Origin of the sequence: Streptomyces sp. NBC_01515, assembly GCF_045040345.1 — a bacterium.
Classification (GTDB): domain Bacteria; phylum Actinomycetota; class Actinomycetes; order Streptomycetales; family Streptomycetaceae; genus Streptomyces.
In genome coordinates this window covers 9,212,073-9,225,477 of the sequence record NZ_CP109416.1, presented here as the reverse complement: position 1 = coordinate 9,225,477, position 13,405 = coordinate 9,212,073, and the positions used below count along the sequence as shown (strand labels likewise).

Below are 13,405 nucleotides of genomic sequence, written 5' to 3'. Positions count from 1 at the left end.
CGCGTGCGCGTGGGCCCCCTTCGGCATGTACCCGTTCAGCGCGTCCCCCGCCCTCACCGCAACTCCGCCCGAAACCCCGCCGGCGTCACATCCGTGTGCTGCTGGAAGAACTTGGAGAAGTTCGCCGCGTCCGGGAACCCAACTGCCGCGCCCACGCGACCGATCGGCAGGTCCGTGTGGGCCAACAGCCGCTTCGCCTCCAGGACGACACGCTTGTCGATGAAGCCCTTGGGGGTCTCGCCGGTCGCGGCGCGGACCGCGCGGACGAGGGTGCGGCGGGAGTAGCCGAGGGCGTCGGCGTAGGCGCTGACGCTGTGGTTGGTGGCGAAGCCCTTTTCCACGGCGTTCCGGAAGAGGGTGAACGTCGTGTCGGCCTGGCGGGCGGCGTCCTCCGCCGAGCTCGCCGCCAGGTGCGCGAGGCGCAGCAGGAACGCCGTCAGGGAGTGCCGTAGGACCGAGGTGTGCAAGGTGAGCGGGAGGGTCTCGGTGTCCTCGTACTCGCGTTGGAGCTGGGCCAGGGAGGCGCGCAGGGCGGCGAGGCGGGGCTCGTCGGGGTGCAGGACCGGGGGGAGGTCGTAGCGGTAGAGGCCCGTCGCCTCGACCGTGGCGCGCGGGAGGAAGCCGGGCTGCATGGTCAGGACGGTGCCGTGGTACTCGTCGAATCGCGCGAAGCGGTGGACCTGGCCGGGGCGGATCCACAGGACGTCGCCGGCGCCCACCTCGTACTCGGCGAAGTCGATCATGTGGCGGACCGGGCCGCCGGAGAAGAGCATCACCACATGGAAGTCGATGCGGTGGACGCGGTGCAGGGGCGCGTCGGCGTGCCAGGTGTGGCCGGTGCCCATCGGGCCGACCTGCATGCCGACGCCGCAGACACTCAGATCGACAGGGAAGGGAAACGTTCTGATCACGTCGCCGTCACCGCCGACGTCTTGGATAGTTCTGTCCGTCATGTCCTTCTCGTGCCGTCTCAGCGTTGCTGCCGGTGTCCCACTTTCACCACAGGCTGGCACACCGGCACCTTCCCTCGTAAAAGTCAGACTTTTAGATTTGAAGACGTCCGAGCAGTTCTTCCGCTCTTTCCGAGGACTTCTTGAAGATGAACGCGCACACCCCTGACAGCTTCGAGTGGATCGATCTCGATCGTCGCGCTGTCGATACAGCCCGTGTTCTGGCCGCTGACGCGGTACAGAAGGTCGGCAACGGCCACCCGGGCACCGCGATGGCCCTGGCTCCCGCCGCGTACACGATCTTTCAGAAGGTGATGCGTCACGACCCCGCGGATCCCGAGTGGACCGGTCGTGACCGCTTCGTCCTCTCCCCCGGCCACACCTCGCTGACGCTGTACACGCAGTTGTACCTCGCCGGGTACGAGCTGGAGCTGGACGACCTGAAGGCGTTCCGGACGCACGGGTCGAAGACGCCTGGTCACCCCGAGTACGGGCACACGGCCGGTGTGGAGACCACGACAGGACCGCTCGGACAGGGTGTCGCCAACGCGGTGGGCATGGCGATGGCCGCCCGCTACGAGCGCGGCCTGTTCGACCCCGAGGCTCCCGAGGGCGAGTCGCCCTTCGACCACACCGTCTGGGCGATCGTCTCCGACGGCGACCTGGAGGAGGGCATCTCCGCCGAGGCCTCCTCGCTCGCCGGGCACCAGCGGCTCGGCAACCTCGTCTTCGTCTACGACGACAACCACATCTCCATCGAGGGCGACACCGCGACCGCCTTCTCCGAGGACGTCCTGAAGCGGTACGAGGCCTACGGCTGGCACACCCAGCGCATCGAGCCCGCCGCCGACGGCGACATCGACCCCCACGCGCTGTACACGGCGCTGAGGACGGCGCAGGCCGAGACCGGGCGCCCCTCGATCATCGCGATGCGCACGATCATCGCTTGGCCCGCTCCAAACGCCCAGAACACCGAGGCCGCCCACGGCTCCGCGCTCGGTGCCGACGAGATCGCCGCCACCAAGCGCGTCCTCGGCTTCGACCCCGAGAAGTCCTTCGAGGTCGCCGACGAGGTCGTCGCCCACAGCCGTCAGGCCCTGGACCGGGGCGCCGAGGCGCACTCCGCCTGGGACAAGCAGCTCGACAAGTGGCGCGGTGCCCAGCCCGAGCGCGCGAAGCTCTTCGACCGAATCGTCGCGGGCCAGCTCCCCGAGGGCTGGGAGCAGTCGCTGCCGGTCTTCGAGGCGGGCTCCTCCGTCGCCACCCGCGCCGCCTCCGGCAAGGTCCTCCAGGCGCTTGGACCGGTCCTGCCCGAGCTGTGGGGCGGCTCCGCCGACCTGGCCGGCTCGAACAACACCACCATCGACAAGACCTCGTCCTTCCTCCCGAAGGGCAACCCGCTGCCGGAGGCCGACCCGTACGGCCGTACGATCCACTTCGGTATTCGCGAGCACTCGATGGCGGCCGAGATGAACGGCATCGCGCTGCACGGCAACACGCGTGTCTACGGCGGCACCTTCCTGGTGTTCTCCGACTACATGCGCAACGCCGTCCGCCTCTCCGCGCTGATGCAGCTCCCGGTGACGTACGTCTGGACCCACGACTCCATCGGTCTCGGCGAGGACGGCCCCACCCACCAGCCGGTCGAGCACCTCGCCTCGCTGCGCGCCATCCCGGGCCTGAACATCGTGCGCCCGGCCGACGCCAACGAGACCGCGATCGCCTGGGCCGAGATCCTCAAGCGGCACGCCACCCACCCCGCCCCGCACGGCCTCGCGCTGACCCGTCAGGGTGTGCCGACCTATGAGCCCAACTCCGATGCGGCGCGCGGCGGTTACGTCCTCAAGGACTCCTCCACCGAGACCCCGGACGTCGTGCTGATCGCGACCGGTTCCGAGGTCCACCTCGCCGTCGAGGCGCGGGAGCGGCTGGAGGCCGAGGGTGTGGGCACCCGGGTGGTGTCGATGCCGTCCGTGGAGTGGTTCGAGGAGCAGCCGCGCGCGTACCGCGACAGTGTCCTTCCGCCGTCCGTGAAGGCCCGCGTTGCGGTCGAGGCCGGGATCGGTCTCACGTGGTACCGGTTCGTGGGTGACGCAGGACGCATCGTCTCCCTCGAACACTTCGGCGCCTCCGCCGATGCCAAGATCCTGTTCGCCGAGTTCGGTTTCACCGCCGAGAACGTCGCCGCAGCGGCCAAGGAATCCCTTGCCGCCGCGCGCGGTTGATCCGATCGCCAGAAAGAAGATGATCACAGTGACCGAAGTGACCGCCACCGCGGGAGCTCTCAAGCTCCTGTCCGACGAGGGCGTCTCCATCTGGCTGGACGACCTGTCGCGCAAGCGGATCGAGTCCGGCAACCTCGCCGAACTCGTCGACACCAGGAACGTCGTCGGTGTCACCACCAACCCCTCCATCTTCCAGGCCGCCATCGGCTCCGGCGAGGGTTACGAGGAGCAGCTCGCCGACCTCGCCGTGCGCAAGGTGACGGTCGAAGAGGCCGTGCGGATGATGACCACCGCCGACGTCCGCGCCGCCGCCGACATCCTGCGCCCGGTGTACGAGGCGACCGGCGGGCAGGACGGCCGGGTCTCCATCGAGGTCGACCCTCGGCTCGCCCACAACACCGAGGCGACCATCGCCGAGGCCAAGCAGCTGGCCTGGCTGGTGGACCGTTCCAACGTGATGATCAAGATCCCGGCGACGAAGGCCGGTCTCCCGGCCATCACCGAGGTCATCGGCGAGGGCATCAGCGTCAACGTCACGCTGATCTTCTCCCTGGAGCGCTACCGCGAGGTCATGGACGCCTACCTGGCCGGCCTGGAGAAGGCGAAGGCCGCGGGCATCGACCTGGCGACCATCCACTCCGTGGCGTCCTTCTTCGTCTCCCGCGTCGACTCCGAGATCGACAAGCGCCTGACCGCGATCGGCACGGACGAGGCCCTCGCCCTGAAGGGCAAGGCGGCGCTCGCCAACGCGCGGCTCGCCTACGAGGCGTACGAGGACGTCTTCTCCTCGGCCCGTTGGACCGTTCTCACGGGCGCGAAGGCCAACAAGCAGCGCCCCCTGTGGGCCTCGACCGGCGTGAAGGACCCGTCGTACAAGGACACCCTTTACGTCGACGAGCTGGTCGCGCCCGGCACGGTCAACACCATGCCCGAGGCGACGCTGAACGCCACCGCCGACCACGGCGACATCCACGGCGACACGGTGACCGGCGGCTACGCGCAGGCCCGCGCCGACCTGGACGCCGTAGAGCGGCTGGGGATCTCGTACGACGTGGTCGTCAAGCAGTTGGAGGACGAGGGCGTCGCCAAGTTCGAGGTGGCCTGGCAGGACCTGCTGGACGCCGTCGCGAAGTCGCTGAGCAGCAAGGGGGTCGACGGGGAATGACCGAGGAACTTCCCGCAACGAAACCGGCCGAAGCGGCCGAGGCGGCCGACGCAGGCGTGCAGGCACTGACCGTCGAAGAACTCACGGACGCGCTGGCCGCCGGCTGGGACAACCCGCTGCGTGACCCCCGCGATCGCCGGCTCCCCCGGATCGCGGGCCCGTCCGGGCTGGTCATCTTCGGGGTCACCGGTGACCTGTCCCGCAAGAAGCTGATGCCGGCCGTCTACGACCTGGCCAACCGCGGCATGCTGCCGCCGGGCTTCTCGCTCGTCGGGTTCGCCCGGCGGGACTGGGAGGACCAGGACTTCGCGCAGGTCGTGCACGACTCGGTGCGCGAGCACTCCCGGACCGAGTTCCGCGAGGAGGTCTGGCAACAGCTCGCCGAGGGCATGCGGTTCATCCCGGGCGACTTCGACGACGACACGGCGTTCAAGCAACTGCGCGCCGCCGTCGACGAGTTGGACACCTCGCGCGGTACGAGTGGCAACTACGCGTTCTACCTCTCCGTACCGCCGAAGTTCTTCCCGAAGGTCGTCCAGCAGCTGAAGAAGCACGGGCTCGCGACGGCCGCCGAGGGTTCCTGGCGGCGCGCGGTCATCGAGAAGCCGTTCGGCCGCGACCTGAAGAGCGCGCGTGAGCTGAACAAGATCGTGCACGAGGTGTTCGACCCGGACCAGGTGTTCCGGATCGACCACTACCTCGGCAAGGAGACCGTCCAGAACATCCTGGCGCTGCGCTTCGCCAACCAGATGTACGAGCCCATCTGGAACCGGTCCTACGTCGACCACATCCAGATCACGATGGCCGAGGACATCGGCATCGGTGGGCGCGCCGGCTACTACGACGGCATCGGTTCGGCCCGTGACGTCATCCAGAACCACCTCCTGCAGCTGATGGCTCTGACCGCCATGGAGGAGCCGATCGCCTTCGACGAGGAGGCGCTGCTCACCGAGAAGCTCAAGGTGCTCAAGTCGGTACGGCTGCCCCAGGAGTTGGGCGAGCACACGGTGTTCGGGCAGTACGCGGAGGGCTGGCAGGGCGGCGAGAAGGTCGTCGGCTACCTCCAGGAGGACGGCATCGACCCGCAGTCGAAGACCGACACCTACGCGGCCGTCAAGTTGGAGGTGGACAACCGCCGTTGGGCGGGCATCCCCTTCTACCTGCGCACCGGCAAGCGGCTCGGGCGGCGCGTGACGGAGATCGCGGTCGTCTTCAAGCGGGCCCCGCACTCCCCCTTCGACTCCTCCGCCACCGAGGAGCTGGGCCAGAACGCGATCGTCATCCGCGTGCAGCCCGACGAGGGCATGACGGTGCGGTTCGGCTCCAAGGTGCCGGGCACCTCGATGGAGATCCGGGACGTGTCCATGGACTTCGCCTACGGCGAGTCGTTCACGGAGTCGAGCCCGGAGGCGTACGAGCGGCTCATCCTGGATGTGCTGCTCGGTGACGCCAACCTGTTCCCGCGCCACCAGGAAGTGGAAGAGTCCTGGAAGATCCTCGACCCGATCGAGGAGTACTGGGCACAGAACGGCAAGCCCGCGCAGTACTCCTCGGGCAGCTGGGGTCCCGAGGAGGCGGACGAGATGCTCGCACGAGACGGACGGAGCTGGCGCAGGCCATGAAGATCGACCTGAGCGACACCACGGCAAGCAAGATCAACAAGGCGCTGGTGCAGGGTCGCCGCGACATCGGCACCCCTGCCGTGGGCATGGTCCTGACGATGGTCATCGTCACGGACGAGGAGAACGCCTACGACTCGATCAAGGCGGCCGAGGAGGCCTCGCACGAGCACCCCTCGCGCACCCTGGTCGTCATCAAGCGGCACGCCCGCACCCCGCGGGACCGTACCAACTCGCACCTCGACGCCGAGGTCCGGGTGGGCGCCGACGCCGGCACCGGCGAGACGGTCGTCCTGCGGACCTATGGCGAGGTGTCCGACCACGCCGACTCCGTGGTGCTGCCGCTGCTGCTGCCGGACGCGCCGGTCGTCGTCTGGTGGCCCGGGGACGCCCCCGAGATCCCGGCGAAGGACCCGCTGGGCGCCCTCGCGCAGCGCCGGATCACCGACCTGTACGCGGCGGCCAACCCGCTGGAGGCGCTGGACGCCCGCGCCCGTGCCTACGCGCCCGGCGACACCGACCTCGCCTGGACCCGGCTGACGCCGTGGCGCTCGATGCTGGCGGCGGCCCTCGACCAGGCCAAGTCCAAGATCACCTCGGGTGCGGTGGAGAGCGAGGCCGACAACCCGGCCGCCGAGCTGCTGGCCCGCTGGCTGGAGGCCCGCCTCAAGGTGAAGATCGACCGCGTGGTCACCGCCGGACCGGTCATCACGGCCGTCCGCCTGGGCACCGGCGCCGGCGAGGTCGTCATCGACCGTCCCGAGGGCCCGCTGGCCACCCTGACCCTGCCCGGGCAGCCGTCCCGCACCCTCGCGCTGAAGGTCCGCACGACCTCCGAACTGATCGCCGAGGAGCTGCGGCGCCTCGACGCCGACGAGATGTACGCCATCGCCCTGCGGGCCGAGGGCACCAAGGAGACCCCTTCTCATGTCTGACTCCCCCAAGCTCACCCGGCGACCGGAGTGGGCCGCGCTGGAGGACCACCGCGCGGATCAACTGCAGCCGCAGTTGCGTGAGTTGTTCGCGGCGGACCCGGGGCGCGCGGAGCGGTACGTGGTCACCGTCGGCGATCTGCGCATCGACTACTCCAAGCATCTGATCACGGACGAGACCCTCGCCCTGCTCCAGGAACTGGCCACCGCCACCGGCGTGTTCGGCCTCCGCGACGCCATGTTCCGCGGCGAGAAGATCAACGTCACCGAGGACCGCGCGGTCCTGCACACCGCGCTGCGTGCCCCGCGCGACGCGGTGATCGAGGTCGACGGCGAGAACGTCGTGCCCCAGGTCCACGCCGTGCTCGACAAGATGGCCGGCTTCGCGAACCGCGTCCGCTCCGGCGAGTGGACCGGTCACACGGGCCGTCGTATCCGCAACGTCGTCAACATCGGCATCGGCGGCTCCGACCTCGGTCCCGCGATGGCGTACGAGGCGCTCCGCGCGTTCGCCGACCGCTCGTTGACGGTCCGCTTCGTGTCGAACGTGGACGGCGCCGACCTGCACGAGGCGACCCACGACCTCGACCCGGCCGAGACGCTGTTCATCGTCGCGTCCAAGACCTTCACCACGATCGAGACGATCACCAACGCGACGTCCGCCCGGACGTGGCTCCTTGAGGGGCTCGGCGGTGACGACAAGGCGGTCGCGAAGCACTTCGTGGCGCTGTCGACGAACGCCGGGAAGGTGTCGGACTTCGGCATCGACACGGACAACATGTTCGAGTTCTGGGACTGGGTCGGCGGACGCTACTCGTACGACTCGGCCATCGGTCTCTCCCTGATGATCGCCATCGGCCCGGACCGCTTCCGCGAGATGCTCGACGGCTTCCACCTCGTCGACGAGCACTTCCGCACCGCACCCGCAGAATCCAACGCACCTTTGCTGCTCGGCCTGTTGGGCGTCTGGTACGGCAACCTCTTCGACGCCCAGTCGCACGCGGTGCTGCCGTACTCGCACTATCTCTCCAAGTTCACCGCCTACTTGCAGCAGCTGGACATGGAGTCCAACGGCAAGTCGGTGGACCGGGACGGGAATCCGGTGGAATGGCAGACCGGGCCGGTGGTCTGGGGCACGCCCGGGACCAATGGCCAGCACGCCTACTACCAACTCATCCACCAGGGCACGAAGTTGATCCCGGCGGACTTCATCGGCTTCGTCAACCCGGTCGCCGAGCTGAGCGACGGGCTCAAGAAGCAGCACGACCTGCTGATGGCCAACTTCTTCGCCCAGACACAGGCGTTGGCCTTCGGCAAGACACCGGACGAGGTGCGCGCGGAGGGTGTGCCCGAGGAACTGGTGCCGCACAAGACGTTCAAGGGCAACCACCCCACGACCACGATCCTGGCCCGCGAACTGACCCCGTCCGTCCTCGGGCAGCTCATCGCCCTCTACGAGCACAAGGTGTTCGTCCAGGGCGCGGTCTGGAACATCGACTCCTTCGACCAGTGGGGCGTCGAGCTGGGCAAGGTCCTCGCCAAGCGCGTCGAACCCGCCCTCACCGAAGGCGCCGACGTGCCCGGCCTCGACTCCTCCACCGCCGCTCTCGTGGCCACCTACCGGACGCTCCGTAATTCCCAGGATTCTCAGGAAGTGAACTGACATGCAGCTCGGACTGATCGGCCTCGGCAAGATGGGCGGCAACATGCGCGAGCGCATCCGCCTCGCGGGCCACACCGTCATCGGCTACGACCGCAACCCCGAAGTGACCGACGTCGAGAGTCTCGCCGAACTGGTCGACAAGCTCGAAGCCCCGCGCACGGTATGGGTGATGGTCCCGGCCGGCGCCCCGACCCAGTCGGTCGTCGACGAGCTGGGCGAGTTGCTCCAGCCCGGCGACGTCATCGTGGACGGCGGCAACTCCCGCTGGACGGACGACGAGAAGCACGCCGAGGAGCTGGGCGCCAAGGGTATCGGCTTCGTCGACGCGGGTGTCTCCGGCGGCGTCTGGGGCCTGAAGAACGGCTACGCGCTGATGGTCGGCGGGGACGTCGAGAACATCGCCAAGGTGCAGCCGATCTTCGACGCCCTCAAGCCCGAGGGCGAGTTCGGCTTCGTGCACGCCGGCAAGGTCGGCGCCGGGCACTTCTCCAAGATGGTTCACAACGGCATCGAGTACGCCATGATGCAGGCGTACGCCGAAGGCTGGGAGCTGTTGGAGAAGGTCCACTCCGTCACCGACGTGCGGGAGGTGTTCCGCTCCTGGCAGGAGGGCACCGTCATCCGCTCGTGGCTGCTGGACCTGGCGGTCAACGCCCTTGACGGCGATGAGCACTTGGACAAGCTGCGGGGCTTCGCGGAGGACTCCGGCGAAGGCCGGTGGACCGTCGAGGCGGCCATCGACAACGCGGTGCCGCTGCCCGCGATCACGGCCTCCCTCTTCGCGCGGTTCGCCTCGCGCCAGGACGACTCCCCGCAGATGAAGATGATCGCCGCCCTGCGCAACCAGTTCGGCGGTCACGCCGTCGAGTCCAAGTAGGCGCGCCGTGGGGGATCTTCTCCTGGTCCGCCACGGCGAGACGGAGTGGAGCGTGTCGGGCCAGCACACCAGCTGGACCGACCTGCCCCTCACCCAGCACGGTGAGGAACAGGCCAAGTGCCTCGCTCCGCTCCTCTCGGACCGGACCTTCGCTCTCGCACTGACCAGCCCGCTCGGCCGCGCGATACGGACCGCCGAACTCGCGGGCATCACCGGGGCCGTACCCGACCCGGACCTGCACGAGTGGGACTACGGCGGCTACGAGGGCGTCACCACCGTGGACATCCACCGCACCCGCCCCGACTGGTACTTGTGGACCGACGGCGTGCCGCCGGGCCCGGCCGGACACCCCGGCGAGTCCCCGGAGGAGATCAGCGCCCGGGCCGACCGGGTACTGAAGCGGGTGGACTCGGCACTGGTGGACGGTGACGTGATCCTCGTGGCCCACGCCCACTTCCTGCGGGTGCTCACCGCCCGCCGGCTGGGTCTGACGGCGGCGGACGGCCGCCTGTTCCAACTGGCCACCGGCACGGTCAGCCGCCTCTCCACCGAGCACGACCGCCCGGTGATCGCGGAGTGGAACACCCGACCGTAGCAACGGCACAACTCCACGGCCCGGACCACGCGTTGACGTGCGGTCCGGGCCGTTGTCGTGCCCTGTGCCCGGGACCTCCGCGCGGCTAGAGTCCCGCTTGATGGAGATCAACGATCTGACACCGGCCGAGGAACAGGTGTGGCGGGCCTTCCCGTTGGGCGAGTCCGTGGACTTCCGTACGGCGGACGACGAGGACGTCACCCTCGGCGCCGACTGGGGGCCCGAACGGACCGTGCGCGCCCAGGTGTTGCGGGCCCTGCTGCTCAACGGGCCGCAGGAGGACGGCGAGATCGCCGCGCTGAAACTGGAGGGTGCCCGGATCACCGGTGTACTCGACTTCCAGTACGGGACGACAGACCGCTCCGTCCGGCTGAACCACTGCCACTTCGACGAGGTCCCCAACCTGTACGGCGCCCGGTTCCGGCAGCTCAACCTGAGTGACTCGGTGCTGCCAGGACTGACCGCGGCCACGCTTCGGCTGGACGGCGTACTACGGCTGACGGACTGCCGGTTGAGGGGACCCGTACGGCTGGGCGGAGCCCAGATATCGGGTGCGCTGTTCATGGAACGGGCACAGCTCACGGCACCGGACGCGGCGGAGCCGGTGCTCCAGCTCAATCAGGCCTCCATCGGCGACGACATGTGGGTGCCCGGACTGCAGGTTCAGGGACAGGTGCGTCTCGACGGTGCCACCGTCGCCGGTTCGATCAACCTTGACGACGCCCGCCTGGACCATCCCGGACACACAGCCCTCCAGGCGGAGGCCCTGACCGTCGGCATCGACCTCCACGCCATGCGCATCGTCGTGCGAGGCCGTCTCGACCTGCGCGGCGCTCGCGTCCCGGGTCAACTCGGGCTGTCCTACGCCGACTTGAAGAACCCCGGAGCCGTCGCGCTGCGGGCGAGCAGCGCGGTGATCGGGGAATTGTGGCTGCGGGAGGCCGAACCCATCGTGGGAAGGGTCAATCTGCGCCGGTCCCAGATCGAGACCCTGCACGTGGCACAGGAGACCTGGCCCGACGAGGTGCGACTGGACGGCCTCACCTATACGACCTTGTCCCCGCGCGAACCGGCCGAGCGCCGACTGCCGCTGCTCGAACGAGACCGTGACGGCTATGTCCCCTACGCCTACGAACAGTTGACCGCCGCCTACCTCCGTATCGGTGACGACCACGCCGCCCGCCAGGTCCAACTCGCCAAGCAGCGCCGCCTGCGCGGCACCCGCCCCTGGTACGGCCGCGTCTGGGGCTACGTCCAGGACGCCACCGTCGGCTACGGCTTCCGCCCGCTGCGCGCCTGCGGCTGGCTGCTGTCGTTGCTGGCGATCGGCTCCCTCGCCTACGGCCTGCACCACCCCCACGCCCTCAAGGCGTCCGAGGCCCCGCACTTCAACCCGGTGTTCTACACGCTCGACCTGCTGCTCCCGGTGATCTCCTTCGGCCAGGAGGAGGCGTTCGCGCCGGACGGCTGGTACCAGTACCTCGCCTACGGCCTGATCATCACCGGCTGGATCCTGGCCACCACGGTCGTCACCGGCGTGACCAGGACCGTCAGCCGCCAGTGAGCCGCTTCGCCGTGTGCTGGGCGGCCAGCCGCACCGGAGCGTTCTGGGCGCCGTAGCCCCGGTAGCCCGGCCCGCGCTGGACCAGTTCGAAGAAGACCCGCCCGACCGTCCGGGTGTAGCAGTGCCTGAACTCGCCGCCCGCGTCCCGGTCGTAGAGGATGCCGAGGTCCTGGTACGTCTCCAACTCGCCCTCGGGGAAGGCGAATCGGGCCGCGAGGTCGTCGTAGTAGTTCGCGGGCATGCGGAGCAGTTGGCCACCGGCCTCGCGGAAGCGGCGGGCCGCGGCGACCACGTCCTCGCTGGCGAGGGCGATGTGCTGGGCGTGGGCGCCGTCCTCGGTCGGGGCCGCGCCGACACTCAACGCGATACGGACGCTGCCGTCGGGGGTGGTGACGGCGCGGCTTCGCAGCAGACCGTAGGGGTCGGCGACGTCGACGCTCTCCTGGGCCTGGAGCCCAAGGACGCTGCGGTGGAAGAGGGTTGCCTCGTCGAAGTGGTGCCAGGGTTGGGTGAGGGCGAGGTGGTCGATGCGCTGGACGCCTGTCTCGACGGGCAGTTGACCGGTGGTGTCGGTGAAGTCGGCTCGCCAGCCGGGGAGTTCGGGGGTGGTGCGGGCGCAGAAGAAGAGTTCCGTGCCGTCCGGTGCGGCCACGGCGTCGAGTTGGGCGTCGCCCGGTGCGCGGCGGCGGGGCAGGACCGGCGCGAGGAGGGCCTCGGCGCGGCGGGCGGCGCCCTCCGGGTCGGGTGACTCCAGGCCGATCGCCGCGAGGGCGGTGCCGTCCCGTCGTAGCGCGGGGCCGGTGTTGACCAGGATGCGGGCCTCGCCCTGCTGCCACAGGTCCACCGGCTTGGCGCGGTGGCGGGCCGTGCGGGAGAAGCCGAGGGCACCGAGCAGGGCCGAGACGGGTTCCGCGTCGGGGGTGACGAGTTCGGCGAAGGCGATGCCCGTGGGGACGACGGGAGCGGGGGGCTCCAGTACGCCGACCGTCTCCTGCAGGACCAGCAGCGAGCGCTGGGCGTCGACCGCTGTCGAGCCCGCTTCCGCCTGCCGGAACACGTCGTTGAAGATCTCCAGCGAGAGCGGGCCGTCGTAACCGGCGGCCAGGACGTGCCGTACGAGTCCGGTGACGTCGAAGCCGCCCTGGCCGGGGAAGCAGCGGTAGTGGCGGCTCCACTGGAGGACGTCCATCGCGAGGAGTGGGGCGTCGGCGAGTTGGAGGAAGAAGATCTTCTCACCGGGGATGTCCGCAATGCCTTTGAGGTCCTTGGGTTCAGAGCCGCGCGACAGGATGTGGAAGCTGTCGAGGCAGGTGCCGAGTGCCGGGTGGCCGGCCGTCTCGACGATGCGCCAGGCGTGGTCGTACGTGCTGACGTGCCGTCCCCAGGCGAGTGCCTCGTAGGCGACGCGGACGCCGAACTCCTGTGCCAGGTCGGCCAGTTGGCTGAGCTGGGCGGCGGCGAGCGCGTCGTCGTCCTCGGCCAGCGGGGAGACGCTGGAGCAGACGAGGACGGTGTCGGTGCCGAGCCTGCGCATCAGCTCGAACTTGTGCCGGGCACGGCGCAGATTGCGGGCGAACTCGGCCTCGGGCACCGCCTCGATGTCCCGCATCGGCTGGTACAGGTCGATGGTCAGGCCGAGGTCGGCGCACCGGGCGCGGATCTCCTCGGGCGTCAACGGGCTGGCGAGCAGGTCGTTCTCGAAGATCTCGACGCCGTCGAAGCCGGCCCGGGAGGCGGCGGTGAGTTTCTCGGTGAGGGATCCGCTGAGGGAGACGGTGGCGATGGACGTGCGCATCGGGGTACCTCTCAATTTCG

Annotated in this window: 10 protein-coding genes; 8 read left to right on the top strand and 2 right to left on the bottom strand. The window is 69.3% G+C overall.

Annotated features, from left to right (window positions below; all coding sequences use genetic code 11):
* Nucleotides 1-53 precede the first annotated feature (53 nt).
* Nucleotides 54-953: a helix-turn-helix domain-containing protein gene (locus OG407_RS41160; protein WP_405865337.1), complete on the bottom strand. Its 900-nt coding sequence runs from the start codon at nucleotides 951-953 to the stop codon at nucleotides 54-56.
* A gap of 146 nt (nucleotides 954-1,099) precedes the next feature.
* On the opposite strand from OG407_RS41160, the gene tkt reads away from it, so the two are divergent.
* From tkt to OG407_RS41120, 8 genes are all read left to right on the top strand, one after another.
* A complete protein-coding gene (gene tkt / locus OG407_RS41155) occupies nucleotides 1,100-3,175 on the top strand; it encodes a transketolase (RefSeq protein WP_405865335.1) in 2,076 nt (691 codons plus the stop codon).
* Between the two features lie 19 nt (nucleotides 3,176-3,194).
* On the top strand, nucleotides 3,195-4,340 hold the full coding sequence (gene tal, locus OG407_RS41150) for a transaldolase (protein ID WP_405865333.1): 1,146 nt from the start codon (nucleotides 3,195-3,197) through the stop codon (nucleotides 4,338-4,340).
* Nucleotides 4,337-5,962, top strand: a complete 1,626-nt coding sequence (zwf, locus tag OG407_RS41145; protein ID WP_405865331.1) for a glucose-6-phosphate dehydrogenase — start codon at nucleotides 4,337-4,339, stop codon at nucleotides 5,960-5,962. The genes tal and zwf overlap by 4 nt, the downstream gene beginning before the upstream one ends.
* Nucleotides 5,959-6,894, top strand: a complete 936-nt coding sequence (gene opcA / locus OG407_RS41140) for a glucose-6-phosphate dehydrogenase assembly protein OpcA (protein WP_365298233.1) — start codon at nucleotides 5,959-5,961, stop codon at nucleotides 6,892-6,894. The genes zwf and opcA overlap by 4 nt, the downstream gene beginning before the upstream one ends.
* A complete protein-coding gene (pgi, locus tag OG407_RS41135) occupies nucleotides 6,887-8,554 on the top strand; it encodes a glucose-6-phosphate isomerase (RefSeq protein ID WP_405865329.1) in 1,668 nt (555 codons plus the stop codon). The genes opcA and pgi overlap by 8 nt, the downstream gene beginning before the upstream one ends.
* 1 nt (nucleotide 8,555) lies before the next feature.
* Nucleotides 8,556-9,431, top strand: coding sequence for a phosphogluconate dehydrogenase (NAD(+)-dependent, decarboxylating) (gnd, locus tag OG407_RS41130; protein WP_405865327.1), 876 nt, complete (start codon nucleotides 8,556-8,558; stop codon nucleotides 9,429-9,431).
* A gap of 7 nt (nucleotides 9,432-9,438) precedes the next feature.
* Nucleotides 9,439-10,026 (top strand): histidine phosphatase family protein, encoded by a 588-nt coding sequence (locus OG407_RS41125; protein ID WP_405865325.1) that lies wholly within the window; start codon nucleotides 9,439-9,441, stop codon nucleotides 10,024-10,026.
* A gap of 100 nt (nucleotides 10,027-10,126) precedes the next feature.
* Nucleotides 10,127-11,590: a membrane-associated oxidoreductase gene (locus OG407_RS41120; RefSeq protein WP_405865323.1), complete on the top strand. Its 1,464-nt coding sequence runs from the start codon at nucleotides 10,127-10,129 to the stop codon at nucleotides 11,588-11,590.
* Here the strand turns inward: OG407_RS41120 and OG407_RS41115 are convergent.
* Nucleotides 11,577-13,385, bottom strand: coding sequence for a bifunctional sugar phosphate isomerase/epimerase/4-hydroxyphenylpyruvate dioxygenase family protein (locus OG407_RS41115; protein WP_405865321.1), 1,809 nt, complete (start codon nucleotides 13,383-13,385; stop codon nucleotides 11,577-11,579). The two genes, OG407_RS41120 and OG407_RS41115, sit on opposite strands and share 14 nt — an antisense overlap.
* Between the last annotated feature and the right edge of the window lie 20 nt (nucleotides 13,386-13,405).

Bases quoted from the DNA above. Each gene is read 5' to 3' on its own strand.
- OG407_RS41160 (WP_405865337.1), bottom strand. From the start codon at position 953: ATGACGGACAGAACTATCCAAGACGTCGGCGGTGACGGCGACGTGATC.
- tkt (WP_405865335.1), top strand. From the start codon at position 1,100: ATGAACGCGCACACCCCTGACAGCTTCGAGTGGATCGATCTCGATCGT.
- tal (WP_405865333.1), top strand. From the start codon at position 3,195: ATGATCACAGTGACCGAAGTGACCGCCACCGCGGGAGCTCTCAAGCTC.
- zwf (WP_405865331.1), top strand. From the start codon at position 4,337: ATGACCGAGGAACTTCCCGCAACGAAACCGGCCGAAGCGGCCGAGGCG.
- opcA (WP_365298233.1), top strand. From the start codon at position 5,959: ATGAAGATCGACCTGAGCGACACCACGGCAAGCAAGATCAACAAGGCG.
- pgi (WP_405865329.1), top strand. From the start codon at position 6,887: ATGTCTGACTCCCCCAAGCTCACCCGGCGACCGGAGTGGGCCGCGCTG.
- gnd (WP_405865327.1), top strand. From the start codon at position 8,556: ATGCAGCTCGGACTGATCGGCCTCGGCAAGATGGGCGGCAACATGCGC.
- OG407_RS41120 (WP_405865323.1), top strand. From the start codon at position 10,127: ATGGAGATCAACGATCTGACACCGGCCGAGGAACAGGTGTGGCGGGCC.
- OG407_RS41115 (WP_405865321.1), bottom strand. From the start codon at position 13,385: ATGCGCACGTCCATCGCCACCGTCTCCCTCAGCGGATCCCTCACCGAG.